Genomic DNA, 24,232 nt, shown 5'->3' with positions numbered 1-24,232 from the left:
GATCACCGGCGATGTCTACGCTGGTGGCACATCCCCCGATCCTCGAAAGGCTCATCGATGTCGCTGACGCTCCCCGCTCCGTCCCTGCCGGACCCCACCGCCGTACCCGCGCTCCGCTGGGGTGTGATCGGCACGGGCATCGCCGGGAAGTTCGTGCACGCGATCCACGCCCACACCGCGCAGCGCGCGGTCGCCGTCACCGCCCGCGACCGGGCCAAGACCGAGGCGTTCGCCGCCGAGCACGGCATCGCGCGGGTGCTGCCGAGCATCGAGGCGCTCGTCGCCGATCCCGAGGTCGACGTCGTCTACGTCGCCACCCCGCACCCGCTGCACCGCGACCAGGCACTGGCGGCCATCGCCGCCGGCAAGCACGTGCTCATCGAGAAGCCCATCGCCATGTCGGCGGATGAGGCGCGCGAGATCACCGACGCGGGTCGGGCCGCGGGGGTGCTCGTCATGGAGGCCATGTGGACCCGGTACCTGCCGCAGTCCGACGTGATGCGGAGGGTGCTCGCCGACGGCGCGATCGGCGACGTGCGGCTCGTCACGGCCGACTTCGGATTCACGATGCCGTACCTGCCGGAGCACCGGCTCTGGAACCCGGAGCTCGGCGGAGGGGCGCTCCTCGACGCCGGGGTGTATCCGCTCTCGTTCGCGGCCTCCGTGCTCGGCGCTCCGACCGAGATCGTGACCAGGGGCGACAGCGGCCCCGGCGGTGTCGACGTGCGCGCCGACCTGCTGCTGTCCTACGCCTCCGGCGCTCGGGCGTTCGCCAGCACCTCGCTGCAGACGGCACTTCCCGTGACGGCCGCCGTGCTCGGCTCATCCGGCCGCATCGAGATCGGCAGCCCGTTCTTCGGCCCGTCGTCGATCAGCGTGACCATCGGCGGGGTCGGATCCTCCGAGACCACGACGTTCACCGACAGCCGATTCGAGGCCGTGCACGACGGACTCGGATACCAGGCGACGGCTCTGGCTTCGTACGTCGCCGAGGGGCGCGTGGAATCCCCGGTGCACACGCACGATGATGTCGTCGGCGTGATGCACGTGATCGACGTCGCGCGGGCCGCGATCAGCGCGGACGCGTCGACGAGCGCCTGAGCATCCCTGATACACGGCGTTCATCATGACCCTCTCCGACGAACTCCTGCGAGGACCCCGGGGGCGCCGCCTGTGCCTCGCTGTCCTGACCAACGCCGACGACGCCGTGATGTCGGCCGTGTTCTGGCTCGGCCACGAGCTCGATCCGAGTCCGGGCACGATCATCCGCATCGGCGGTGAGGATGCCGAGGTCGTCGAGGATCCCACCGTCACCGAAGCCGAGGTTGCTGAGCTGATCCGTCGCGTCGACCTGACGGTGCCGATCTCGGACGAGGCCGTCAGAGACGCCATGGGCGAGTCGGTCGACCGTGCACGGTACTGGCAGGAGCCGGACGGCGAGGACCTCGTGGCCGCACTGCCGGAGGTGAGAGAGGCGCTGCGCCCCGTCGCCGAGCGGTTGGTCGCGGCGATGCCGGAGCTGACCGCGCCGTTCACCACGACGCAGTGGGCGGTCGATTGGCGCCCGGAGTCGGACAGCGCCCCGATCGAACGCGACCCGGCCGGCGTGCTCGCGAGGTGGGCCGGCGATCAGCGCGAGGAGGAGCAGCGGGCGGTGCACGATCGCCCCGAGGACCCGAGCGCGAACTTCTCGGGAGCATGGTGGTCGGTCCCGGGGGAGCTCCTCACGACGCGAGCGCAGGTGCGGGACGCGCTCGAGTACGTCGAGGACTCCCTCGGCTGGGAGGTCGCCACCGTCATCCCCGTGCGAGGGACGGGGCGGATCCTCGAGGTGGGCTCGGCGGAGGACTGGGCCGAGCTGTGCCGCCAGCACCCGATGGACGTGACCGCCTCGCGTCGCCACGACTGGTTCCGGGTCACAGGACGCACCGGCAGATGGATCATCCCCGATTGGGAGAGCGTCGCGCAGCGGTGGGACGCCGTGCACCTCACGACCCTCGGGTATCTCTCGGCGGCGACGAGGCTGATCGAGGTCGACGACGACCGTGCGACCGTGATCGCCGGATGGGCGCCCGATTCCACGGTCTGGCTCACCGACGCCGCGCGGGAGTGGGAGGGACCGCGGCAGCAGTGGCAGTTCGTCGACAGTGGCGACAGGATGACGTGGACGGCGACCGACGGCTCATGATCACACCCTGCATCGCGGGTGTCCTCTCACCGCGGCGTCACTCGGTCACGTCGCCCGGAGGGGGCGTTCCCCGTCACACGGCCGGAAACCGGGGATCCCGCGCATAGTCCTGCCGCCGGAGATCGAGGGCCGCGGCGACCTGCCCGGGAGCATCATCGCCGATGAGCACACGAAGGCGTCGGTCATCGGCGGCGGCGACATGATCGAGGATCGCCGCGGCGGCTTCCTCCGGTGCAGTGCCGCCTGCCGGTTCGCCCGCCGGCCACGGTACCTCCGTGGTGCCGAACAGCTCGGTGCGGTGATCGTCGTAGACCGGCTCGGGGGAGGCGAACCGCATACTCTTCCCGGACCACGCCGTGTCGAGCGCGCCGGGCTCGATCAGGGACACGCGGATGCCGAATCGATCGACCTCGGCGGCCATGGCCTCGCTGAACCCCTCCAGCCCCCACTTCGTCGAGTTGTAGAGACCCAGCATCGGCATCGTTCCGACAGCTCCGACCGTCGAGATCTGCACGACGTGCCCGCTGCCCTGACGACGCATGATCGGGATGACGGCCTGGCTGAGCCACAGGGGGCCGAGCAGATTCGTGTCGACGATCGCCCGCGCATCCTCTTCCGATGCTTCCTCGACCGCGCCGATCAGTCCGTAGCCCGCGTTGTTGACGAGCACATCGATGCGCCCGAATCGGTCGGCGGTGATCCGAACGGCATCGTGGGCGGCCCCGCGGTCGCGCACGTCGAGGGTCAGGATCGTCAGGCGGTCGTCATCGGGGAGGTCGTGGTCGCCGCGGACAGTCGCCACCACGACGTGGCCGGCATCGAGGGCAGCGTGGGTCAGTGCGCGTCCGAGGCCTCGGCCGGCTCCGGTGATGATCCAGATCTGAGGTGATGTCATCCGGCGATCGTACCTCGAACTGGACGCTCCGTCTCGTTTGATCGACTATCGTTGTGCGCATGGCCCGTGAAAGTACTCGCTCCAAGGTGCACGCGGCCGTGCTGTCGCTCGCACACGAGAGTGGGCTCGGCGCGGTCACGATGGAGGGCATCGCCGCGAGGGCCGGAGTCAGCAAGCAGACGCTCTACCGGTCGTGGGACTCGACGGGGTCGATCCTTTTCGATGCTCTGCTCGCGCGCAGCGTCGATGCGGGAGGCGAGGTGGCGGTGCCGGACTCGGGAGACCTCTCGAACGACCTTCGAGCACTGGCGACGGGGATGATCGCCGAACTCACGGATCCTGCCCACGAGCGGCTCCTCCGTGCGGTCACCGCCGAGCTGCAAGCCGATGACGGACTGGCCGACCGATTCCGCGAGCTGCTGCTGGTTCCGCAGCAGAGCGCGATCGTCGATCGATTCCGACGGGCCGACGTCGCTGCGCCCGACGACGTCGCGGAACTGTTCGTCGCGCCGATCTTCCACCGCTGGTTGCTTCGGAGCCGCCCTTTCTGCGAGGCGTGGGTGACGGCTCACGTCGAGCGCATCGTCCGACTGGCGGAGCACGCCGCGACGCCGGGCCTCCCTCGTCGCGAAGGATGATCTCTCCTTCTCTACGATGAAGACATGCAGACCCTCGACACCCTGGCGCTCGTCGGCGAGGTGCTGTCGTGGATCGGCCTGGGCATCGGCCTGCCGCTGCTCCTCCTCGGCCTGCTGATCGGATCGATCGAGGGTCCGTGGCGGAGCATCGAGATCGCCATCATCGAACGCGACGGCTCGGTGTTCGCGCGTTGGTTCGCCGGGGGCGACTTCCATGAGAGGCCGTTGCGGCGCGGAGAGCCCGTGCCGCCGGAAGCAGAGTGGACCGTGGGGGTCGTCAGTGCGAACGACCCTGCTCGTGCACGCGTGGGAGAACCCCCGCACTTCCGCCGAGTTCTGATGACGCTGGGAATCGTCTTCGCGAGCGTCGGCGTGATCGGTCTCCTCATCTCGTTCCTGCCGCTGTTCGTCTGACCTCGGGCGGCGACGCGCGAGCCGCGCACCGCCGACGCTGCGGGAGGCTCAGACCCCGGGGATGAGCAGGTGCGCGATCGTGAAGATCGCGAGGCCCGCGAGCGCCCCGACGAACGTGCCGTTCAGGCGGATGTACTGCAGGTCGCGTCCGACCATGAGCTCGATCTTCTCGGTGGTCTCCACCGGGTCCCAGCGTTCGACCGTGTCGGTGATGATCGAGGCGATGTCGTGGCGGTAGCGGTCGACGAAGAAGACCGCGGCATCCGACACCCACGTGTCGACACGGTGCTGCAAAGCGGCATCCGTCGTGAGTCGGTCGCCGACCTCCTGCAGCGCCTGAGCCGCGCGCACACGCAGTCCGCTCTCGGGGTCGGCGAGGGCGGTGAGCAGTCCGTTCTTGGCTGTGTTCCACGCCTCGGCGGCGAGGGCACCCACGCGGGGACTGTCGAAGAGCGAGGCCTTGGCGTTCTCGAGCTTCGCGCGGGTCGCCGGGTCGTTCTGCAGGCTGTCGGCCAGTCGGGCGAGGTAGCCGTCGACGGCCAGACGAGCCGGATGCTGCGGGTCGGCCTGCACGGCGCGCACGAACTTCACGGCCTCGTTATAGGCGGTGTCGTCGACGAACCGGTGAGCGAGTTTCGGCACCCAGCCCGGGAGCCTGCGCGAGATGAGTCCGGAGAACGATGCGGCATTCGCGTCGAGCCAGCGGGCGATGCTGTCGGCGGCGAGGTCGACCGCGCCGTGATGCGCGTCGGCCTCGACGATCTTCTCGAGCCAGGCGCCCGCTGGCGGGCCCCACTCGGGAGAGACGAGGTGCTCACGGGCGAGGTCGGTGATGAGGTCGCGCACGTCGTCATCGCTCAGTGCGTTGAGCACCGCGGTGGCGATCGTCGCGCCCTCGGCCGCGACGCGGTCGGCATGGGCGGGTTCGCGCAGCCATTCGCCGGCGCGCTTCGCGATGGCGGTGCTCGCGAGCTTGGTGCGCACGACGCTCGCCTCGAGGAAGTTCGTCTCGACGAACTCGCCGAGCGTGCGCCCGATCTCGTCCTTGCGGTTCGGGATGATCGCGGTGTGGGGGATCGGCAGGCCCAGCGGCCGGCGGAAGAGCGCGGTCACCGCGAACCAGTCGGCGAGGGCGCCGACCATGCCGCCTTCGGCCGCGGCGCGGACGTAGGCCAGCCACGGCTGCCTCTCCTGGAAGGCGAAGGCGATCACGAACACGACCGCCATGAAGATCAGGGCGCCGAGTGCCACCGCCTTCATGCGACGGAGGGCGCGCAGTCGCACCTGGTCTGCGGGCGACAGGAGCGCCATCGGGGTTCGCGGCATGACGTCATCCTTTCACGCGGGTTACCCTCGAAGCGTGATCGAAGACATCAAGAAGCGCGCGCTGCACCGCACCAGCATCCTCGAGGGCCAGATGCGCGGCGTCGCGCGGATGATCGAGAACGAGGAGTACTGCATGGACATCATCACGCAGTCCCGGGCGATCCAGCGCTCGCTCGAGTCTCTGAACCGCCTGCTGCTCGAGAATCATCTGCGCACGCACGTGACGCACATGTTCGAGGAGGGCGGAGAGGAGCGCGACAAGGCCGTCGACGAACTGCTCAAGGCGTTCGACTTCGACCGCAAGTAGGGTCGCCGGTCGCGCTCCTCCCGCGTCACCGCTTCGGGTCGAAGACCTCGCCCTCCATGGCGTCGTATCCCTCGGCCTGCGGGTCGCCGTGCGAACCGCCCGACAGCGCGTACTCCTCCTCGGGGGAGAGCACGAGGCGGTGCCGGAAGAACAGTCCGAAGCCGAGCAGGATGATCGCGTAGACGATCGCGATCGCGATGATCGCGGGGCCGAACGTCGGGTTCAGCAGGAAGCCCACGAAGATCAGTGCGGCGATCACGAGGGCGATCACGGCACCGGGGATGCCCCACGGGCTGACGTACGGCCGGTCGACGTTCGGGAACTTCTTGCGCAGGATGATGAACGACACGAGCTGCAGCCCGTAGGCGACGACGGCTCCCCAGACGGCGATGTTCAGCACGATCGCGCCGGCCACGGTGCCCGCACCCTCGGAGTCGACGGCGGTGAGCACGTCGAGGACGATCAGGGCGACGAAGCCGATGGCGGCACCGACCGTGAGGGCGACCCACGGCGTCTGCCGCTTGCCGGTGAGCGAGAGGAACCGCGGGTAGTACCCGGCCCGCGACAGCGAGTACATGTTGCGTCCGTAGGCGAACATGATGCCCTGCAGTGAGGCGAGGAGGCCGATGAGCGCGAAGAGTGCGAGCACGGCGGCGAGCTGGTCGCCCACGATCGCGCGGAAGCCGTCGAGCAGCGGCTCGCCCGCGGTGCCGGTGGCCTCGGCGCCGATCACGCCGGTGTTGAGGAACAGCACCAGGAGGCCGGTCACGATGAGCGTGCCGCGGGCCCAGAAGCCCGCCTTCGGGATGTCGCGGGTCGGGTTGTGCGACTCCTCGGCGGCGAGCGGCAGCTCCTCGATGCCCAGGAAGAACCACATCGCGAACGGCAGGGCGAACAGGATCGGCAGGACGCCGTGCGGGAGGAACGCGGTCTGGCCCTCGTCGGGGACGATGTCCCACAGGGCATCCCAGGAGAATGCGCCTGAGAAGAGCGCCATCGCCGAAAACACCAGGATGATGCCGATCGAGATCACCGAGACGACGATCGCGAAGCGGAACGAGATCGCGGCGCCCGCCGAGTTCAGGGCGATGAAGACGACGTAGAGGATGAGATACCAGGCCCAGCCGGGCAGCTCGAGGCCCAGCAGCTCGCTCGTGATGCCGTTGGCATACGACGCCGAGAAGTAGACGATCACCGCCGTGGTCGCGACGTACTCGATGGTCTCGGCCGCTCCGGTGACGAGGCCGCCCCACGGGCCCATGGCCGAGCGGGCGAACGAGTACGCCCCTCCGGTGTGCGGCATCGCGGCCGCCATCTCGCCGATGGCGAAGATCATGCCGTAGTACATGGCGACGAGGATGGCGAAGGCGATGAGCATCCCGCCGAAGCCCGCGAAGTCGATGCCGAAGTTCCAGCCCGAGAAGTCGCCCGAGATCACCGCGGCGACCGCGAGGCCCCACAGACCCCAGACTCCGGCCGACCTCTTCAGCGTGCGTTTCTCGAAATACTCACTCCCGGCGCGTGTATAGGTCGCTCCGGCGACCTTGCGGGATTCATTGCTCTGCTGGGACATCCGCTCTCCGTTCGCATGCGTGCAGGCACCGGGTGCACCTTGCGGATGATTGTGACAGTCAATGGTGGTTTCGTCTACCTTTAAACGCGAAGGTGATCTACTCTGAGGGCGAAGCCGGTCGGCCGATCGCTTCACCGCACGAGAACGGAGCGTCAGATGTCGGGCAACCTGAGCATCGAACAGCTGGATGCCGGCATCGCCGCCGGCGAGATCGACACGGTGATCGTGGCCTTCGCGGATGCGCAGGGACGACTGGTCGGCAAACGCGTGTCGGCGCGGCTGTTCCAGGAGGACATCCTGGCTCACGGGGCCGAGGCCTGCGACTACCTGCTGTCGGTCGATGTCGACATGAACACGGTCGACGGCTACGCGATGTCGGGCTGGGACCGCGGCTACGGCGACATGGTGCTCAAGCCCGACGTCGAGACGCTGCGCAACATCCCGTGGCTCGACGGCACGGCTCTCGTGATGGCCGACCTCGTCTGGCAGAACGGCGAGCCGGTGGGTCCGTCGCCGCGTGCGATCCTCGACCGGCAGCGCGACCGTCTCGCCGAGCGCGGCTGGACCGCCTACTCGGGCACGGAGCTCGAGTTCATCGTGTTCGACAACACCTACCGCGACGCGTGGGCCCGCAAGTACGAGGGGCTGACGCCCGCGACCGACTACAACGTCGACTACAACCTGCTCGCCTCGACGCGCATGGAGCCTCTGCTGCGGGACATCCGCAACAGCATGGACGGTGCGGGACTCTACTGCGAGGGCGTGAAGGGCGAATGCAATTTCGGTCAGCAGGAGATCGCGTTCCGCTATGCGGAGGTGCGCGAGACCGCCGACCAGCATGCGATCTACAAGAACGGGGCGAAGGAGATCGCCGAGCAGCACGGCCAGGCGCTCACCTTCATGGCCAAGTTCAACGAGCGCGAGGGCAACAGCTGTCACATCCACCTCTCGCTGCGCGACGACTCCGGCGCTCCCGTCATGGCGGGAGACGGCGAGCACGGTTTCAGCCCGGTCATGGAGCACTGGATCGCCGGCATCCTCGCCACGCTCCGCGAGTTCACTCTGCTGCTCGCACCGAACATCAACTCCTACAAGCGCTTCGCGAAGGGTAGCTTCGCCCCGACCGGAGTCGCGTGGGGCATCGACAACCGCACATGCGCGCTGCGCGTGGTCGGGTCTGGCTCGGGGCTGCGCGTCGAGAACCGGGTGCCCGGGGGAGACGTGAACCCCTATCTCGCCATCTCGGCGATCATCGCGGGCGGCCTGTACGGCATCGAGAACGAGCTGCCGCTGCCCGAACGCTTCACCGGCAACGCGTACGAGGCGGGTGTCGACCACCTGCCGACGACCCTGCGCGAGGCCGCGAAGCTCTTCAGCGAGTCGACCGTCGCGCGGGCCGCGTTCGGCGACGACGTGGTCGAGCACTATCTGAACCAGGCCCGCATCGAGGTCGAGGCCTACGACGCGGCCGTGACCGACTGGGAGCGCATCCGTGGCTTCGAGCGCCTCTGATCCCGCGCCGCTGATCGGCGTCACCACGTACCTCGAGCGCGCGCAGCAGGGGGTGTGGGATGTGCGGGCGGCGTTCCTGCCCGAGCAGTACCTCACGAGCGTGACCTCGGTCGGCGGCATCGCGCTGCTTCTTCCGCCCCAGGATCCGGATGCCGCCGACGCGGCGATCTCAGGCATGCACGGGCTCGTGCTCTCCGGCGGCGCGGATGTCGCACCCGAACTGTACGGCGAGGACCGGCATCCGCTCACCGACCCCGCCCGTGTCGACCGCGACGCGTGGGAGCTCGCCCTGTTCCAGGCGGCGGAGCGCCGTGGCATCCCCGTGCTCGCGATCTGCCGGGGCCTGCAGCTGGTGAACGTCGCCCGGGGCGGCACCCTGCAGCAGCATCTGCCCGAATCCCTCGGCACCGAGAAGTACCGCATCGGTGGCGGCGTCTTCGCCGAGAACGACGTCGAGGTGTCGACCGACACCCCGCTCGCCGACATCATCGGCGAGACCGAGATGCGCGTGCACAGCTACCACCATCAGGGCGTCGGCCGTCTCGGCGACGGCCTCGTCGCCGCGGCGCACTCCGACGACGGTCTCGTGCAGGCCGTCGTCGACACCTCGGCCGGCCACATCGTCGGCGTCCAATGGCACCCCGAGGAGAACGCCGAAGACCGGCGTCTCTTCGTCGATCTCGTCTCACAGGCCCGTGCGTTCGCCGCACGGCGGAAGGAGGACGCCCGATGAGCGCGTTCACAGTCATCAACCCGTCGACCGGGGCGGCGATCCGCGAGATCGCACGCGCCGACATCGGAGAGACGGATGCCGCGATCGCGCGCGCCGTCGTGGCGCAGCGACGTTGGGCGTCGCTCGCCCCCGTCGCGCGGGCCGATGCGCTGCGTGCGTTCGCCCGCACGGTCGAGGCCGCGGCGGAAGAGCTCGCCCAGCTGGAGGTGCTCAACTCCGGCCATCCGATCGGCTCCGCTCGGTGGGAGGCCGGCCACGTCGCCCAGGTGCTCAACTACTACTCGGCCGACCCCGAACGGCTCTCGGGGCGGCAGATCCCGGTCGCGGGCGGACTCGATGTCACGTTCCACGATCCCTACGGCGTGGTCGGGGTCATCGTGCCCTGGAACTTCCCGATGACGATCGCCGCGTGGGCGTTCGCCCCGGCGCTCGCCGCAGGCAATGCCGTGGTGCTGAAGCCCGCCGAGCTCACGCCTCTGACGGCCATCCGCCTCGGAGAGCTCGCCCTCGAGGCCGGGTTGCCTGACGGGCTTTTCGAGGTCGTCACCGGGTCGGGGTCGGTCGTCGGGCAGCGGCTCGTCGAGCATCCGGATGTCCGCAAGGTGGTGTTCACCGGATCGACCGAGGTCGGGATCGAAGTCGCCGCCGGATGCGCCCGCGCGCTCAAGCCCGTCACCCTCGAACTCGGCGGCAAGAGTGCCAACATCGTCTTCGCAGACGCCGACCTCGAGAAGGCGGCCGCCGCGGTGCCGGGCTCGGTGTTCGACAACGCGGGTCAGGACTGCTGTGCCCGCAGTCGGCTGCTCGTGCAGCGGTCGGTGTACGACCGGTTCCTCGAACTGCTCGAGCCCGCCGTCGCCGCCTGGCGGGTGGGCGATCCGTCGAGTGCCGACACCGACATGGGACCACTCATCTCGGCTGGGCACCGCGACACCGTGTCGGGGTTCCTCGACGACGCGAACATCGCGTTCCGAGGAAGTGCTCCGCAGGGCGACGGATTCTGGTTCGCTCCTGCCGTGGTGCTCGCAGACCCGTCCGACCGCATCGCCCAGCAGGAGGTGTTCGGCCCGGTCGTCGCGGTCATGCCCTTCGACGATGAGGCCGATGCGATCCGTCTCGCGAACGACACCGCCTACGGTCTCGCGGGCTCGATCTGGACCGAGAGTCTCGGCCGCGCGGTGCGCGTCTCGCGTGGCGTGCAGAGCGGCGTGCTCTCGGTGAACTCGCACTCGTCGGTGCGATACGCGACACCGTTCGGCGGCATGAAGGCGTCCGGCCTCGGGCGCGAGCTCGGCCCGGACGCCGCCGAGCACTTCACCGAGACGAAGAACGTCTTCTTCGCGACCGACGAATCCTGACCCGCTTCCCACCCTGCAACGGAGAACACACATGAGCATCGATCTGACCCAGCGCCTCAAGGACCGCGTCGCCATCATCACGGGTGGCGCGAGCGGCATCGGCTTCGCCACCGCCCAGCGCTTCGCCGCCGAGGGGGCGTTCGTCGTCATCGCCGACGTGGACCCCGCCACGGGGGAGAAGGCCGCGGCCGAGGTGGGTGGCGCGTTCCGTCCGGTCGACGTCGCCGACGAGGGCAAGGTCAATGCGCTCTTCGACAGCGTCGCCGAGGAGTTCGGCCGCATCGACATCGCGTTCAACAACGCGGGCATCTCACCCGCCGACGACGACTCGATCGAGACGACCGAGCTGCCCGCGTGGGACCGGGTGCAGGACGTCAACCTCAAGAGCGTCTATCTGTGCAGCCGTGCGGCCCTCCGCCACATGGTGCCTGCGGGCCGGGGATCGATCATCAACACCGCCTCGTTCGTCGCGCTGCTGGGGTCGGCGACCTCGCAGATCAGCTACACCGCCTCGAAGGGCGGTGTGCTCGCGATGTCGCGCGAGCTCGGCGTGCAGTTCGCCCGGCAGGGGGTGCGCGTGAACGCCCTATGCCCCGGACCCGTCAACACCCCGCTGCTGCAGGAGCTGTTCGCGAAGGACCCCGAGCGCGCGCAGCGCCGCCTGGTGCACGTGCCGATGGGGCGCTTCGCCGAACCGTCGGAGCTGGCGGCGGCCGTGGCCTTCCTCGCCTCGGACGACTCGTCGTTCATCACCGCCAGTGCCTTCGTCGTCGACGGCGGCATCACCAACGCCTACGTCACCCCGCTGTGAAGCGGGATCATGTCGCTGTGACAGGCTGAGACGCATGAGCGAGCACCCTTCCGACGGCGATCTCGTCGCGGTGCGCCGGGCGGTCTACCGGCCGCTGCGCCGCGGCAACGCGCTGGAGGATGCGGTCGCCCGTCTCGTGCAGACCATCCGCCTCGGCGTCGTCGCGCCGGGGGAGTCGCTGCCGCCGGAGCGCGAGCTCGCGGCATCGTTCGGCGTGAGTCGCGACACCGTGCGCGAGGCGATCCGCGAGCTCGCGGACACCGGGTACCTGGTGCCCAAGCGCGGACGGTACGGCGGCACCTTTGTCGCCGATCCGCTGCCGCAGCCCTCGGATGCCGGAGCCGTGACCTCGGCCCAGGTCGATGACGTGCTCGGTCTGCGAGTCGTGCTCGAGACCGGCGCCGTGCGGGCGGCCGCGAGCCGGACGCTGGATGCCGCCACGCGTGCCGACCTGTGGACGCGGCACGAAGCCGCGCTGCCGGCCGGACCCGAGGAGTATCGCCGACTCGACACCCTGCTGCACCTCGCGATCGCCGAGGCCGCCGGCATCCCGTCGCTCGTGGCGCTCGTGGCCGAGAACCGGGCCGACGTCAACGCGTGGCTCGACACCTTCCCCCTGATGCCGCGGAACATCCAGCACTCGGGCGAGCAGCACGAGCGCATCGTCACCGCGATCCTCGCCGGGCGCCCCGACGTCGCCGAGGCCGCGATGCGCGATCACCTCGCCGGTTCCGAGGCGCTGCTGCGCGGCTTCCTGATCTAGAAGCCGCGCAGCGGCAGCACTCTCAGTTCGTGGCTGCCTCGTCGGCGACGGCGAGAGCCTCGTCGAGCACGGCGAGACCGCGCACCAGGTCGTCCTCGCTGATGACGAGCGGCGGAGCGACGTGCATGCGGTTGAAGTGCGTGAACGGCCAGACACCGCCCTTCTTCGCGGCGGCGGCGAAGGCGGCGACCGGCGCGGCATCCGCTCCGGTCGCGTTGAACGGCACGAGCGGCTCGCGCGTCTCCGTGTCGCGCACGAGCTCGACCGCCCAGAACAGGCCGCGGCCCCGCACCTCTCCCACGCTCGGGTGGGTCTCGACCCAGCGGCGCAGCGTCGGCTCGACGATGCGCTCACCCAGGTCGCGCACGCGCTCGAGGATGCCGTCTCGGCGGAACACCTCGAAGGTCGCGACGCCCGCGGCGCAGGCGAGCGGATGCCCCGAGTACGTCAGCCCGCCGGCGAACGGCGTGGTCTCGAAGGCCTTCGCGATGCGCTCGGAGATGACCACGCCTCCGAGGGGCACGTACCCCGAGTTCACGCCCTTGGCGAAGGTGATCAGGTCGGGCCGCCCGTCGTACGCGTCGATGCCGAACCACTCGCCGAGCCGGCCGAAGCCGACCATGACCTCGTCGGCGATGTACACGATGCCGTAGCGATCGCACAGCTCTCGCACGCCCTGCAGGTAGCCGGGCGGCGGCACGAGCACGCCGTTCGTGCCGACGACGGTCTCGATGATGATCGCGGCGATGGTCGCGGGGCCCTCGAGCTGGATCGTCTGCTCGAGGTGGGCGAGCGCCCGCTCGGACTCCTGCTCGGGCGTCTCGGCGTGGAACGGCGAGCGGTAGAGGTAGGGGCCGAAGAACCGCACGGCCCCCGAGTCGGGCGTGCCGTTCGCCCACCGGCGGGGGTCGCCGGTGAGCGAGATCGCGGTGGAGGTGGACCCGTGGTAGCTGCGGTACATCGACAGCACCTTGTGGCGCCCCGTCGACTGACGCGCCATGCGCACCGCATACTCGTTGGCCTCGGCGCCGCCGTTCGTGAAGAAGACCTTCTCGAAGCCCTCGGGCGCGACCTCGACGATGAGCCGGGCGAGCTCGCCTCGTACGTCGTTCGCCATCGCCGGCTGGATGGTCGCGAGGCGCCCGGCCTGCTGCTGGATCGCCGCCACGAGGTCGGGATGCTGGTGCCCGAGGTTCAGGTTGACCAGCTGGCTCGAGAAGTCGAGGTAGGCGTTTCCGGCGTAGTCCCAGAACGTCGAGCCCTCGCCCGCCGCCACCGGCAGCGGATCGATCAGGCCCTGCGCGCTCCACGAGTGGAACACGTGGCCGCGGTCATCCGCCCGCACCTGCGCCTCGGCCTCGGGAGCGGGGAGTGGGTGGGATGCACCATGGCGGTCGGTGTAGTTCGTCATGTCTCGTGTCTCAGCTCTCAGCGTCTCAGCGTCTCAGTGGTTGCTCGGGAAGCCCAGGTCGATCTGCGAGGGCGTGTGGTCGGGCCAGCGCGTGGTGACCACCTTCGACCGAGTGTAGAAGTGCACCGACTCGGGGCCGTAGATGTGCGAGTCGCCGAACAGCGAGTCCTTCCAGCCGCCGAACGAATAGGCGCCGATCGGCACGGGGATCGGCACGTTCACGCCCACCATGCCGACCTCGATGTCGAACTCGTACTGACGCGCGGTGCCGCCGTCACGCGTGAAGATCGCCGTGCCGTTGCCGTAGGCGTTCGCGTTGACGAGCTCGACGGCCTCGGCATACGTCTCGACGCGGACCACGGAGAGCACCGGCCCGAAGATCTCGTCGTCGTAGACCTTCATCCCCGGGGCGACCTGATCGACCAGGCTGACTCCGATGAAGAAGCCCTCCGAGTCGAACTCCTTCGTCGTGCCGTCGACCACGACCGTCGCACCCTCGGCCTCGGCGCCCGTCACGTACGACGCGACGCGGTCGCGGTGCTCGCGGGTGATGAGCGGACCCATCTCGCTCGCGGCATCCGTGCCGGCGCCGATCGTGAGGCCCTCGATGCGCGAGGCGATCGCTGTGACCAGGTCGTCGGCGATGTCGCCGACCGCGACCAGCACCGACACGGCCATGCAGCGCTCGCCGGCCGACCCGTAGGCGGCCGAGACCGCGGCGTCGGCGGCGGCGTCGATGTCGGCATCCGGCATCACGACCATGTGGTTCTTCGCGCCGCCGAGTGCCTGCACGCGCTTGCCGGCGTTCGATGCGCGCTGATAGATCGAGCGGGCGATCGGCGTCGAGCCGACGAAGCTGATCGCGTTCACGCGCGGCGACTCGAGCAGCGCGTCGACGGCCTCCTTGTCGCCGTGCACGACGTTGAGCACGCCGTCGGGAAGACCCGCCTCCTGGAAGAGCTTCGCGAGCCAGACCGAGGCCGACGGGTCTTTCTCGCTCGGCTTGAGCACCACCGTGTTGCCGCACGCGATGGCTGAGGCGACCATCCACAGGGGCACCATGACGGGGAAGTTGAAGGGGGTGATCGCAGCCACCACGCCGACCGGCTGCTTGACCGAGTGCACGTCGACACCCCGCGAGACCTGCTCGCTGCGCTCGCCCTTGAGCAGATGCACGAGGCCGGCGGCGAACTCGACGTTCTCGATGCCGCGCGAGACCTCGCCCGCGGCGTCCGAGAGCACCTTGCCGTGCTCGGAGGTGACGATCGCGGCGAGTTCGGGCGTGCGCTCCTTGAGCAGCTGGCGCAGACGGAAGAACACGTCGGCGCGCTTGATGAGGCTCGTCTCGCGCCAGGCGGGCAGGGCGGATGCCGCGGCGGCGATCGCCTGATCGACCTCGGCGGTCGACGCGAACGCGACCTGCTTCGAGACCTGCCCGGTGGCCGGGTCGAAGACCTGTCCCGTGCGCGCCGCGTCGGCGGTCTCTACTCCGTTGATGAGGTGACGGACGATGTCCACGGGACTCCTTCGGGTGTGGGATCCGTATCGAACACTCTGACCGAGTGGCGATACGCTTTCTTCCTCCCATGATCACAGAGCGCGAGGGGCCTTCCAGGTGTCAGAACGTAGCGAGATCGTCCGTAGCCGGACAGATCGTCTGACCGGCGCGGTGTTCCTGAGCGTCGCGGACGTGCTGGCCGAGTCTGCGGTGCAGCAGGGCGAGCCGGATGTCCTGGTCGGCGGCGCCGCACTCGATGCCCCCGTGCGGTGGGTGCACGTCTCCGACAGTGTCGGCGTCGCCCGGCTGCTCGACGGCGGCGAGTTGCTGCTGACCACCGGGGCGGGGTGGCCGGATGGTGATGCCGAGCTGCGGGACTTCGCGTCGAGCCTGCATCGGGCGGGCATCGCCGGGATCGTGTTCGAGCTGAAGACGGCGCGTCAGGCCGTGCCTCAGACGGTCGTCGAGGTCTGCGCCACGGTGGGGCTGGCCCTCATCGCTCTCACCCGCGAGGTCAAGTTCGTCGCCGTGACCGAGGCCGTGCACCATGCGCTGATCGCGGCGCAGACCGACGCGCTGCGGCAGCGGCAGCACCTGCACGAGCTGTTCACGACCCTGAGCCTGCAGGGGGCTCCGGCCGACGTCGTGGTGTCGGAGACGGCCCGCGCCCTCGGTGCCCCGGTCGTGCTCGAGAACCTCGCGGGCGAGGTGATCGCCGTGGAGGGGCTCGGGGCGCCGATCGCCGAGGTTCTCGAGGGTCGTGGTGCCGCCGAGCAGGCTCCCGTGCAGGCCAGGGGAGTGCGCTGGGGGACTCTCCTCGCCCTGACAGGCCCTGTCCATCCTGCCGGGCGGGTCACGGTGCTCGAACAGGGCGCCACAGCTCTCGCGTTCGGGTGCATCGCCGACGGCGGCGACGCCGAATGGTCGCTCCTCGCGCAACGGGCTGTGGTCGACGATCTCCTCGGGGCGCGGTTCGCCCGAGCCGAGGACATCGATGCGCGGCTGCGGGCCGGAGGGTTCGCTCTGGCGGGGCGTCACTGTCACGGTGTCGTCGCGCGAGGCAACGCGTCGGTCAGCGAGCTCGCCTATCGGGCTCGGCAGGCGGGGTGCGCCGTGATGGCCGCGCGCGTCGACGGCGACGATGTCGCGCTGCTGTCCGTGCCGGCATCCGCCGTGCTCTCCGACGACGTGCTGCTGCGCATCGCCGGCCCCGACCGAGCGGTCTTCGTCGGGCCCGCCGCCGACGACGTGATCGGTCTCCTCGCCTCTCTGCGGGCGGCGCGCGACCTCGCCGACAGCGACAGGGCGGATGTCGGGGCCAGGGTGCGCCGTGTCGGCGACCGGCCTCTGGAACGGCTGGTCGCGACCCTGCGCGACGATCACCGATTGCACGAGCACAGCCAGCGGATGCTGGCGCCCCTGATCCGTCATGACCGCGAGCGTCGAGGCGACCTGCTCGATGTGCTCGCGGCTCTCGTGGCGCATCCGGGCAATCGCTCGGCCGCGGCCGCCGCGAGCCATCTCTCCCGGTCGGTGTTCTACCAGCGCCTCACGCTGATCGGCGACCTGCTGGGTGCCGACCTCGACGACGGCGAGACGATCGCGGCGCTGCACCTCGCACTTCTCGCGAGGCGGCGCACCGCGGCATCCGGCTGAGGGCGGTCTAGAGAACCGACTGCGCGTCGGAGAGCACGCTGCGCAGGATCTGGCCGATCTCGCGGAACTCGGCGGGGCCGATCGTGAGCGGCGGTGCGAGCTGGATCACGGGGTCGCCGCGGTCGTCGGCGCGGCAGTAGAGCCCGGCCTCGAACAGGGCGGGCGAGAGGAAGCCGCGCAGCAGCCGTTCGGACTCGTCGTCGTCGAACGTCTCCCTCGTGCCCTTGTCCTTCACCAGCTCGATGCCGAAGAAGTAGCCGTCGCCGCGCACGTCGCCGACGATGGGCAGATCGAGCAGGGTCTCGAGCTCGGCGCGGAACAGCGGCGAGTTCTCGCGCACATGCGCGTTGAGCCCCTCCTCGTCGAAGATGGCGAGGTTCTCGAGCGCGACCGCCGCCGAGACCGGATGCCCGCCGAACGTGTAGCCGTGCGGGAACGAGACGTCGCCCTTCGAGAAGGGCTCGTAGATCCGGTCGCTGATGACCGTCGCGCCGATCGGCGAGTAGCCGCTCGTCATGCCCTTGGCGCACGTGATCATGTCGGGCACGTAGCCGAGGCCGGTGCACGCGAACGTGTGGCCGAGTCGACCGAACGCGCAGATGACCTCATCCGAGACGAGCAGCACGTCGTGGCGGTCGCAGATCTCGCGCACCCGGGCGAAGTAGCCGGGAGGCGGTGGGAAGCATCCGCCCGAGTTCTGCACCGGCTCGAGGAAGACCGCGGCGACGGTGTCTGCGCCCTCGAACAGGATCATCTCCTCGATGCGGTCGGCGGCCCACCGGCCGAACGCCTCGAGGTCGTCGCTGGGCCCACCCATCTCGGCCGCGCGGTAGAAGTTGGTGTTCGGCACGCGGAAGCCGCCGGGGGTCACCGGTTCGAACATCGACTTCATCGCCGGGATGCCGGTGATCGCGAGAGCGCCCTGCGGGGTGCCGTGATAGGCGACCGAGCGCGAGATCACCTTGTGCTTGGTGGGCTTGCCCTGCAGCTTCCAGTAGTGCTTCGCGAGCTTGAAGGCGGTCTCGACCGCCTCTCCGCCGCCGGTGGAGAAGAACACGCGGTTGAGGTCACCCGGCGCCTCGTCGGCGAGGCGGTCGGCGAGCTCGATGGCCGCGGGGTGCGCGTACGACCAGAGGGGGAAGAAGGAGAGCTCGGATGCCTGCGTCGCCGCGGCCTCGGCGAGGCGGCGGCGTCCGTGCCCGGCGTTCACGACGAAGAGCCCGGCGAGCCCGTCGAAGTACTCCTTGCCCTTCGAATCCCAGATGCGGTGGCCGTCGCCCTTGACGATGATCGGCACGCCGCTCTTCTCCATCGTGGACTGGCGCGTGAAGTGCATCCACAGATGGTCTTTGGCCATCGCCTGGAGCTCGGTCTCGGACGGTGTCGTGCGGTGCGTGCTCATCTGGTCCCCCAGTTGTAGAGCTGCTTCTGCAGCTTGGCGTAGATGAAGGTCTCGGTCGACAGCACTCCGTCGATCGGGCGGATACGGTCGTTGATCAGGGCGAGGAGGTCTTCGTCGTCTTCGCAGACGACCTCGGCGAGGATGTCGAAGGACCCGACCGTGATCACGACGTAGTCGATCGCGGGGATCTCGGCGATGGCCTCGGCGACCACCCGGGTGTCACCCGAGACGCGGATGCCGATCATGGCCTGCCGCGGGAAGCCCAGCTGCATCGGGTCGGTGACCGCGACGATCTGCATCACGCCTGACTCGGTGAGGCGCTGCACCCGCTGCCGGACGGCGGCCTCGCTCAGGCCCACCTCGCGTCCGATGTCGGAGTACGACCGTCGGCCGTCCTCCTGGAGCAACTCGATGATCGTCTTCGCGACGTCATCCAGGGGCGGGTGCTTCTTCGAGGACGGCATGATGCGATCTTCGCATCGCAGAGAGGACTCTTCAACCGATTTCGCACGATTCACACATCATCGAAGGTGAAATCGCAGAATATCGGCTAGTCGTCGAATCGTGGTCAGGCGTCGAGCGGTCCCAGCCAGGCGCTCGCCGCGGTCGCATGCGCCGATTCCGGGTCCGACGGGTGGAACGCCCCCGCGAGCACATCGCGATACAGCCTCGAGAGTTCGTTCGACGAGAAGTAGGAGCCGCCGCCGGCGACGAGCATCGCCTGGTCGACGACGTGCTTCGACATCGTGATCGCCCGGTGCTTGACGCCCGAGAGCAGCGTGAACCAGCGGGCGCCGTTGTCGACCCGCTCGTCGACGTCGCGGGCGAGCGCGGCGATCTGCGGGGGGAGAGCGTCGTACGCGAGGCCCATGTCGGCGATGCGCCAGCGGATGTCGGGGTCCTGGCTGTACGCGGCACCGGTCTTCTTCGAGCGGCGCTTCTGTGCGGTCTCGACCGCGAGATCGAGGGCGCGCCGAGCGATGCCGGTGTAGACCGAGGCGAGCAGGATCTCGAACACCGAGAAGATGCCGAAGACGATGGGGTCGGGGTTCGGGCCCGGGTCGATGCGGCGCACGACGTGCGCGGCGTCAGCGGTGGCTCCGTTCAGGCGCGTCGTCCGGCTCTGGGTGCCGCGCATGCCGAGGGTGTCCCAGTCGTCGCCGGTGACGACGGCATCCGTGCGCTCGACGAAGGCGAACACGAGCTTCGGCGCGTCGGGGCTCGTCATGTCGAGGCCGTGCAGCCCGAGCTTCGTCCAGACGGGGGCGAGCGAGGTGAAGATCTTGGTGCCGGTGAACGCGTACCCGCCGTCGGCTGTGGGCACGGCATCCGTGTCGCTGCCGAACAGCACGAGGTCGTTGCCGCCCTCGCTGATGCCGAACGCGAAGACCTCGCCGGCGACGGCACCGTCCTGCACGAACTCGAGGCCGGGCACGCCGCGATCGGAGAAGACCTTGGCGACGCCGGTCCAGACGAGGTGCATGTTGATGGCGAGGGCCGTCGCGGGGGCGGCGGTCGCCAGGCGCTGCTGCAGGATCGCCGCCTCGGCGAGGCCGAGCCCCGCGCCGCCGCGCTCGGTCGGCACGAGGATCGAGAGGTAGCCCGCGGCACGGAGCTCGTCGAGGTCCTGCTCGGGGAAGGTGTTGTCGCGGTCGTGGATCGGCGCCCGGTCGCGGATGCGATCCAGCAGGTCGTCGGGCAGGAAGGCGGTCGGGTCGAACGTGCTCATGCGAGTGCCTCTTCCAGCTGTCGGATGGTCTCCTCGGGCTTGTCGCGGTGCAGCGAGTGCCCTGATCCCGCGACCACCGACATCGTGATGAGCGGATTCGATGCGAGCACGCCGGCCGCGACATCGCCGGTGAAGATGCTGTAGACCGCGGGATCCGAGGCGATCACACCCGTGGGGACGGTCAGCCGGGCGGCATCCGCCGTGACGTCCCACGGCGTGTTCTGCCGACTCGTCTGCTCGACCGCCCAGGCGCTCGTGCGGTGCACGGCGTCGACCTTGAGCTCCCAATCCTGCGGATGCCAGTGCGGGTGCTCCTGCTGCACCAGCTCGATCCTGTTGTCGGCGAACGCGCGCTCCTGGCTCTTGCGCACGATCGCGGCGTCGCGGCCGTCGATGAGGATGGCCGGGTCGAGGAGGACGAGACGGCGCGTCCACTCGGGAGCGGCTGCGGCCGCCACCGTGCTGGCGGCGCCGCCGAGCGAGTGTCCGACGACGGCATCCCACGGCCCGCCGCCGTCGGGCAGCGTCGCGACGAGGTCGGCACCGTACGCGGCGACCGAGTAGTCGAGGGCGCGCGGTGCGTCGCCGTGGCCGCGCAGGTCGATCGCGGTCGCGTGCCAGCCGGCATCCGCCAGAGCGGCGCCGAGGCGCCACATCAGCGCACCGGACGAACCGAGTCCGTGCACGAGGAGGGCGCGGCGTTCCGACGACGGGTCGCCCCACGACAGGCGGGGGAGCGTGAGCGGTGCAGGCATGATCTCAGCCTACGACCGGGATGCGCGGGGCAGCCCGACAGCGGACATGCGGGGGTCAGATCAGGGGAGGCAGATCGCCGTGCGTCGTGAGCACGCGGGCCGCGGCGGCGTGACCCGCGGCGAGCCGGTCGGCGAGGTCGAGGTCGTCGAGGGTCGCGGCGAGGAAGCCGGCGGCGAATGCATCGCCTGCGCCGACCGGCTCGACCACGTCGACGCGCGGAGCGGGCACGAACACCGGGTCGGCGTCTCCGGAGAACGCCGTGGCGCCGACGTCGCCGTCCTTCACGATGAGGAGCGCGCAGTTCGGGAGATGCGCGCGGATCTCGGCCGCCGTCGCGGTGCCCCAGATGCGTTCGGCCTCGTCGCGCCCGACGAACGCGATGTCGGCGGCGTCCGCGAGCCTGGCCAGCGTCTCGGCGGCGTCCTGCATGGTCCACAGCGCGCGTCGGTCATTGACGTCGAAGGAGACGAGTGCGCCCGCTGCGCGCGCGTCGACGGAGAGCTGATCGACCATCGCGCGGCACGACGGAGAGAGGGCAGGGGTGATGCCGGTCGTGTGGACGATCCGGACGCCCGCGAGCCGGTCGGGGCCGAGGAACCCCGGGCCCATCAGCGACGCCGCCGACCCCCGACGGTAGTAGTAGACGGACGAGGACTCGACGCCGGGGTCCTTGAACATGACGCCGGTGGGAGCATCCGCATCCGTCGTGACCCAGAGATCGACGCCGCGGCGCGCGAGCTCCGTGGAGATGCGGACGCCGATCGGGTCGTCTCCGAGACGGGATGCCCACGCTGCGGTGTGCCCCGCTGCGACGAGCCCGACCGCGACATTGCCCTCGGCGCCGGCGAGTCCGAGCGCGGCCGTCTCCGTCTCGGCGAGCGGTGCGCCGAGGGCGGTGATGAGGACCATGGATTCGCCGACGCAGACGACCTCGGGCGCGACGGATGCGGAAAAGGGGGCAGTGCTCATGAAGGGGTGACCGCCAGGGGCTCGGTGTCGGGGTGGGGGCTCGCGTCGCGATGACGCAGGTCGGGGAAGGAGCGCACGAAGATGATCGAGACCACGAGTCCGGCGGCCGCGAACAGGGTGGCGGCGAGGTAGGCGCCGCGGGGATCGGTCGCGTCGACGAGGAAGCCCGCGACCGCGGAGCCGGCGGCCGCGCCGATGAGCTGACCGGTGCCCGCCCAGCCGAACGCCTCGGCGGTCTCGCTGAACTTGACGCTCGCCGTCGTGATGGCGAACAGCACCGCGAGCGCCGGGGCGATCCCGATGCCGGCGACGATGAGGGTGCCGCCGAGCCAGAAGACGTTGAGGGAGAACATCGTGAGGGCGAGGCCGACGGTCACGATGGCGAGGCGGCGGGCCATCGCCCACGGGCCGATCGGGATGTGCCCGAACGAGAGTCCGCCGGCCAGGCTGCCGACGGCGAACACCGCGAGCACGACGCCCGCTGCGAGACTCCCGTGCTCGAACGTCGCGACGACGCCGACCTCGACCGCCGAGCAGGCGCCGATGAGCAGGAACCCGATGACGGTCGCGAGGAGTACCGGAGGCTTGAGTACGACCTTGCCGAGTGCGCTGCGGCTGCGCGGGATGCGCACCCGACCGACCTCGGGGGAGAGGATGAACCACGCGCCGCCGCCGATCAGGACGACCGCCACGAGAAGCAGCCCCTCGGCCGTGCCGACCTGCGTGGACACGAGGGTGATCACGACCGGCGCCAGCACCCAAATGATCTCCTGCAGCGAGGCGTCGAGCGAGAACAGCGGCGTGAGCTGGCGGGAGTTCACGAGCTTCGGATAGATGGTGCGCACCGCAGCCTGCACCGGCGGCGTCGACAGGCCGGCGATCATGCCGAGGATCATGTAGCCGGGCACGTTCAGCGGCAGGAGAGCGAGGCCGAGGACGGCGATGACGCAGATGCTGAGGGTGAGGGTGAGCACGCGGCGCATGCCCCACGCGCCCATCCAGCGGCTCGTGATCGGACCCGCGACGGCCTGGCCCACACTGGTCGCAGCGAGCACGAGACCAGCCGATCCGTAGGAGCCGGTCTGCTGCTCGACGTGCAGGAGGATCGCCAGCGAGGTCATGCCGTTGGGGAACCGAGCGGTCAGCTGTGCCGCGATCATGCGCGCCACCCCGGGCGTGCGAAGAAGGTCCGTGTATCCCGCCACAGGTCAACGCTACCGGGCGTCGGGGACACCCGTCGAAGCGCCCTCCGGACGACACGCCGCGACACGCCGAAGACGACTTTCCACAGGAAATCGAATGTCCGAGGCCGTGCGTATCGTGCCCCCTGTGGATGGATTCCCGGCGGGGGTTCGAGAGGCGCGATTTCTCGCGGTTCGCGACCCCTCTCCGACCGCTCCTGCCTGTGGAAGAAACGGTGGAGAACCTGTGTTGTACCAGTGGAGAGCGGTGGAAAACTACACGGATGTAACTACTACCCCTAGTGGTCACCCTGAATGTCCGTACCTATATGTAGTATTGAGATCCCGGCGAGGGTCTGCCGGAAAACAGCCTGATTCAGAAGCAGGCCAGAGATGTGAGGGGAAGCGAAAAGATGTCGATCACGGTCTACACCAAGCCGTCCTGCGTTCAGTGCAACGCCACCTACCGCGCGCTCGACGCCAAGGGCATCGAGTACGAGATCCTCGACCTGTCGGAGGACCCGACGGCCCTGGAGCAGGTCAAGGCGCTCGGTTACATGCAGGCGCCCGTCGTCGTCACCGACGAGGGCCACTGGTCGGGCTTCCGTCCCGACAAGATCGACGAGCTCGCCTCGCGCCTGGCGTGATGAACCATGAGCGCCGTCGCGACCGCCGCGCCGTTCCTGGTCTACTTCTCGAGCGCCTCGGGTAACACCGCGCGCTTCGTCGAGAAGCTCGGGCTTCGGGCCCGTCGCATCCCGCTCCTCCGGCAGGAGGAAGAACTCGTCGTCGACGAGCCCTTCGTGCTGATCACCCCCACCTATGGCGGGGGTGAGGGGCGGGGCGTCGAAAAAGGTGCCGTGCCCAAGCAGGTGGTCCGGTTCCTCAACGACGAGCGAAACCGGCGCCACATCCGCGGCGTGATCTCCGCGGGCAACACCAACTTCGGCGAGTCCTTCTGCCTCGCCGGTGACATCATCAGCCGCAAGTGCCACGTGCCTCACTTGTATCGGCTCGAGATCTTCGGCACACAGGACGATGTTGATCGCGTGAGCGACGGATTGGAAAGACAGTGGGAACTGCAGTCGAAGAGCATGACGCCGTGACCGAGA

Annotated in this window: 24 protein-coding genes; 13 read left to right on the top strand and 11 right to left on the bottom strand. The window is 69.5% G+C overall.

Going from position 1 to position 24,232, the window contains the following annotated elements:
* The first annotated feature begins 57 nt into the window (after window positions 1-57).
* Together HWD99_RS13010 and HWD99_RS13005 are read left to right on the top strand one after the other, a co-directional pair.
* Window positions 58-1,101, top strand: coding sequence for a Gfo/Idh/MocA family protein (locus tag HWD99_RS13010; protein ID WP_241796679.1), 1,044 nt, complete (start codon window positions 58-60; stop codon window positions 1,099-1,101).
* Window positions 1,102-1,126: 25 nt separating this feature from the next.
* Window positions 1,127-2,188, top strand: a complete 1,062-nt coding sequence (locus HWD99_RS13005; RefSeq protein ID WP_241796678.1) for a hypothetical protein — start codon at window positions 1,127-1,129, stop codon at window positions 2,186-2,188.
* A 73-nt stretch (window positions 2,189-2,261) separates the two neighbouring features.
* Here the strand turns inward: HWD99_RS13005 and HWD99_RS13000 are convergent, their stop codons facing one another.
* Window positions 2,262-3,083, bottom strand: coding sequence for an SDR family NAD(P)-dependent oxidoreductase (locus HWD99_RS13000; protein WP_241796677.1), 822 nt, complete (start codon window positions 3,081-3,083; stop codon window positions 2,262-2,264).
* A gap of 59 nt (window positions 3,084-3,142) precedes the next feature.
* Between HWD99_RS13000 and HWD99_RS12995 the strand changes: the two genes are divergently transcribed.
* Together HWD99_RS12995 and HWD99_RS12990 are read left to right on the top strand one after the other, a co-directional pair.
* Window positions 3,143-3,721 carry a TetR/AcrR family transcriptional regulator gene (locus tag HWD99_RS12995; RefSeq protein ID WP_241796676.1) on the top strand — a complete coding sequence of 193 codons (579 nt, stop codon included), beginning with the start codon at window positions 3,143-3,145 and terminating at the stop codon, window positions 3,719-3,721.
* Between the two features lie 24 nt (window positions 3,722-3,745).
* A complete protein-coding gene (locus HWD99_RS12990) occupies window positions 3,746-4,135 on the top strand; it encodes a hypothetical protein (protein WP_241796675.1) in 390 nt (129 codons plus the stop codon).
* Window positions 4,136-4,183: 48 nt separating this feature from the next.
* Here the strand turns inward: HWD99_RS12990 and HWD99_RS12985 are convergent, their stop codons facing one another.
* Window positions 4,184-5,461: a DUF445 domain-containing protein gene (locus HWD99_RS12985; RefSeq protein ID WP_241796674.1), complete on the bottom strand. Its 1,278-nt coding sequence runs from the start codon at window positions 5,459-5,461 to the stop codon at window positions 4,184-4,186.
* Between the two features lie 34 nt (window positions 5,462-5,495).
* Between HWD99_RS12985 and HWD99_RS12980 the strand changes: the two genes are divergently transcribed.
* Window positions 5,496-5,768, top strand: coding sequence for a metal-sensitive transcriptional regulator (locus HWD99_RS12980; protein WP_194763659.1), 273 nt, complete (start codon window positions 5,496-5,498; stop codon window positions 5,766-5,768).
* 25 nt (window positions 5,769-5,793) lie between these two features.
* On the opposite strand, the gene HWD99_RS12975 is transcribed toward HWD99_RS12980, so the two are convergent.
* The gene (locus HWD99_RS12975; protein WP_241796673.1) at window positions 5,794-7,341 is read right to left on the bottom strand and encodes an amino acid permease; all 1,548 of its coding nucleotides are present in this window, start codon (window positions 7,339-7,341) and stop codon (window positions 5,794-5,796) included.
* A 156-nt stretch (window positions 7,342-7,497) separates the two neighbouring features.
* Between HWD99_RS12975 and HWD99_RS12970 the strand changes: the two genes are divergently transcribed.
* Genes HWD99_RS12970 through HWD99_RS12950 form a run of 5 tightly spaced genes read left to right on the top strand, consistent with a single transcriptional unit; the run spans window position 7,498 to window position 12,518 of the window.
* Complete coding sequence (locus HWD99_RS12970) at window positions 7,498-8,853, top strand: glutamine synthetase family protein (protein ID WP_241796672.1); 1,356 nt, start codon at window positions 7,498-7,500, stop codon at window positions 8,851-8,853.
* Window positions 8,834-9,586: a gamma-glutamyl-gamma-aminobutyrate hydrolase family protein gene (locus tag HWD99_RS12965; protein ID WP_241796671.1), complete on the top strand. Its 753-nt coding sequence runs from the start codon at window positions 8,834-8,836 to the stop codon at window positions 9,584-9,586. The genes HWD99_RS12970 and HWD99_RS12965 overlap by 20 nt, the downstream gene beginning before the upstream one ends.
* Window positions 9,583-10,944 (top strand): aldehyde dehydrogenase, encoded by a 1,362-nt coding sequence (locus HWD99_RS12960; RefSeq protein WP_241796670.1) that lies wholly within the window; start codon window positions 9,583-9,585, stop codon window positions 10,942-10,944. The genes HWD99_RS12965 and HWD99_RS12960 overlap by 4 nt, the downstream gene beginning before the upstream one ends.
* Before the next feature lie 31 nt (window positions 10,945-10,975).
* Window positions 10,976-11,755 carry a 3-oxoacyl-ACP reductase gene (locus tag HWD99_RS12955; RefSeq protein WP_241796669.1) on the top strand — a complete coding sequence of 260 codons (780 nt, stop codon included), beginning with the start codon at window positions 10,976-10,978 and terminating at the stop codon, window positions 11,753-11,755.
* Between the two features lie 34 nt (window positions 11,756-11,789).
* On the top strand, window positions 11,790-12,518 hold the full coding sequence (locus HWD99_RS12950; RefSeq protein ID WP_241796668.1) for a FadR/GntR family transcriptional regulator: 729 nt from the start codon (window positions 11,790-11,792) through the stop codon (window positions 12,516-12,518).
* A 22-nt stretch (window positions 12,519-12,540) separates the two neighbouring features.
* Here the strand turns inward: HWD99_RS12950 and HWD99_RS12945 are convergent, their stop codons facing one another.
* Window positions 12,541-13,929 (bottom strand): aspartate aminotransferase family protein, encoded by a 1,389-nt coding sequence (locus tag HWD99_RS12945; RefSeq protein WP_241796667.1) that lies wholly within the window; start codon window positions 13,927-13,929, stop codon window positions 12,541-12,543.
* Between the two features lie 33 nt (window positions 13,930-13,962).
* Entirely contained in the window at window positions 13,963-15,447 is a 1,485-nt protein-coding gene (locus HWD99_RS12940) for a CoA-acylating methylmalonate-semialdehyde dehydrogenase (protein ID WP_241796666.1), read from the bottom strand.
* Between the two features lie 97 nt (window positions 15,448-15,544).
* Here HWD99_RS12940 and HWD99_RS12935 point away from each other — a divergent pair, with 97 nt between their 5' ends.
* Complete coding sequence (locus HWD99_RS12935; RefSeq protein ID WP_241796665.1) at window positions 15,545-17,083, top strand: PucR family transcriptional regulator; 1,539 nt, start codon at window positions 15,545-15,547, stop codon at window positions 17,081-17,083.
* A gap of 7 nt (window positions 17,084-17,090) precedes the next feature.
* On the opposite strand, the gene HWD99_RS12930 is transcribed toward HWD99_RS12935, so the two are convergent.
* The 6 genes from HWD99_RS12930 to HWD99_RS12905 all read right to left on the bottom strand — a co-directional run bounded on the left by HWD99_RS12930 (window position 17,091) and on the right by HWD99_RS12905 (window position 23,144).
* Window positions 17,091-18,485, bottom strand: coding sequence for an aspartate aminotransferase family protein (locus HWD99_RS12930; RefSeq protein ID WP_241796664.1), 1,395 nt, complete (start codon window positions 18,483-18,485; stop codon window positions 17,091-17,093).
* The gene (locus HWD99_RS12925; protein WP_194763655.1) at window positions 18,482-18,949 is read right to left on the bottom strand and encodes an Lrp/AsnC family transcriptional regulator; all 468 of its coding nucleotides are present in this window, start codon (window positions 18,947-18,949) and stop codon (window positions 18,482-18,484) included. Before HWD99_RS12925 ends, HWD99_RS12930 begins: the two co-directional genes overlap by 4 nt.
* Before the next feature lie 104 nt (window positions 18,950-19,053).
* Window positions 19,054-20,214, bottom strand: coding sequence for an acyl-CoA dehydrogenase family protein (locus HWD99_RS12920; protein WP_241796663.1), 1,161 nt, complete (start codon window positions 20,212-20,214; stop codon window positions 19,054-19,056).
* Window positions 20,211-20,969 (bottom strand): alpha/beta fold hydrolase, encoded by a 759-nt coding sequence (locus HWD99_RS12915; protein ID WP_241796662.1) that lies wholly within the window; start codon window positions 20,967-20,969, stop codon window positions 20,211-20,213. Before HWD99_RS12915 ends, HWD99_RS12920 begins: the two co-directional genes overlap by 4 nt.
* 55 nt (window positions 20,970-21,024) lie before the next feature.
* Window positions 21,025-21,939: a sugar kinase gene (locus HWD99_RS12910; protein ID WP_241796661.1), complete on the bottom strand. Its 915-nt coding sequence runs from the start codon at window positions 21,937-21,939 to the stop codon at window positions 21,025-21,027.
* The gene (locus tag HWD99_RS12905; protein WP_241796660.1) at window positions 21,936-23,144 is read right to left on the bottom strand and encodes an MFS transporter; all 1,209 of its coding nucleotides are present in this window, start codon (window positions 23,142-23,144) and stop codon (window positions 21,936-21,938) included. Before HWD99_RS12905 ends, HWD99_RS12910 begins: the two co-directional genes overlap by 4 nt.
* 389 nt (window positions 23,145-23,533) lie before the next feature.
* Between HWD99_RS12905 and nrdH the strand changes: the two genes are divergently transcribed.
* Both nrdH and nrdI read left to right on the top strand, forming a co-directional pair.
* Window positions 23,534-23,767 (top strand): glutaredoxin-like protein NrdH, encoded by a 234-nt coding sequence (nrdH, locus tag HWD99_RS12900; RefSeq protein ID WP_017828869.1) that lies wholly within the window; start codon window positions 23,534-23,536, stop codon window positions 23,765-23,767.
* 6 nt (window positions 23,768-23,773) lie between these two features.
* Window positions 23,774-24,226: a class Ib ribonucleoside-diphosphate reductase assembly flavoprotein NrdI gene (gene nrdI / locus HWD99_RS12895; protein WP_241796659.1), complete on the top strand. Its 453-nt coding sequence runs from the start codon at window positions 23,774-23,776 to the stop codon at window positions 24,224-24,226.
* Window positions 24,227-24,232: the final 6 nt, after the last annotated feature.

This window comes from Microbacterium sp. C5A9 (assembly GCF_022627955.1).
Taxonomy (GTDB): domain Bacteria; phylum Actinomycetota; class Actinomycetes; order Actinomycetales; family Microbacteriaceae; genus Microbacterium.
Note: the sequence above shows the minus strand (reverse complement) of the source record. Positions and strands in the feature narration are given on the sequence as shown.

Bases quoted from the DNA above. Each gene is read 5' to 3' on its own strand.
- HWD99_RS13010 (WP_241796679.1), top strand. From the start codon at position 58: ATGTCGCTGACGCTCCCCGCTCCGTCCCTGCCGGACCCCACCGCCGTA.
- HWD99_RS13005 (WP_241796678.1), top strand. From the start codon at position 1,127: ATGACCCTCTCCGACGAACTCCTGCGAGGACCCCGGGGGCGCCGCCTG.
- HWD99_RS13000 (WP_241796677.1), bottom strand. From the start codon at position 3,083: ATGACATCACCTCAGATCTGGATCATCACCGGAGCCGGCCGAGGCCTC.
- HWD99_RS12995 (WP_241796676.1), top strand. From the start codon at position 3,143: ATGGCCCGTGAAAGTACTCGCTCCAAGGTGCACGCGGCCGTGCTGTCG.
- HWD99_RS12990 (WP_241796675.1), top strand. From the start codon at position 3,746: ATGCAGACCCTCGACACCCTGGCGCTCGTCGGCGAGGTGCTGTCGTGG.
- HWD99_RS12985 (WP_241796674.1), bottom strand. From the start codon at position 5,461: ATGCCGCGAACCCCGATGGCGCTCCTGTCGCCCGCAGACCAGGTGCGA.
- HWD99_RS12975 (WP_241796673.1), bottom strand. From the start codon at position 7,341: ATGTCCCAGCAGAGCAATGAATCCCGCAAGGTCGCCGGAGCGACCTAT.
- HWD99_RS12970 (WP_241796672.1), top strand. From the start codon at position 7,498: ATGTCGGGCAACCTGAGCATCGAACAGCTGGATGCCGGCATCGCCGCC.
- HWD99_RS12960 (WP_241796670.1), top strand. From the start codon at position 9,583: ATGAGCGCGTTCACAGTCATCAACCCGTCGACCGGGGCGGCGATCCGC.
- HWD99_RS12955 (WP_241796669.1), top strand. From the start codon at position 10,976: ATGAGCATCGATCTGACCCAGCGCCTCAAGGACCGCGTCGCCATCATC.
- HWD99_RS12950 (WP_241796668.1), top strand. From the start codon at position 11,790: ATGAGCGAGCACCCTTCCGACGGCGATCTCGTCGCGGTGCGCCGGGCG.
- HWD99_RS12945 (WP_241796667.1), bottom strand. From the start codon at position 13,929: ATGACGAACTACACCGACCGCCATGGTGCATCCCACCCACTCCCCGCT.
- HWD99_RS12930 (WP_241796664.1), bottom strand. From the start codon at position 18,485: ATGAGCACGCACCGCACGACACCGTCCGAGACCGAGCTCCAGGCGATG.
- HWD99_RS12925 (WP_194763655.1), bottom strand. From the start codon at position 18,949: ATGCCGTCCTCGAAGAAGCACCCGCCCCTGGATGACGTCGCGAAGACG.
- HWD99_RS12920 (WP_241796663.1), bottom strand. From the start codon at position 20,214: ATGAGCACGTTCGACCCGACCGCCTTCCTGCCCGACGACCTGCTGGAT.
- HWD99_RS12915 (WP_241796662.1), bottom strand. From the start codon at position 20,969: ATGCCTGCACCGCTCACGCTCCCCCGCCTGTCGTGGGGCGACCCGTCG.
- HWD99_RS12910 (WP_241796661.1), bottom strand. From the start codon at position 21,939: ATGAGCACTGCCCCCTTTTCCGCATCCGTCGCGCCCGAGGTCGTCTGC.
- nrdH (WP_017828869.1), top strand. From the start codon at position 23,534: ATGTCGATCACGGTCTACACCAAGCCGTCCTGCGTTCAGTGCAACGCC.
- nrdI (WP_241796659.1), top strand. From the start codon at position 23,774: ATGAGCGCCGTCGCGACCGCCGCGCCGTTCCTGGTCTACTTCTCGAGC.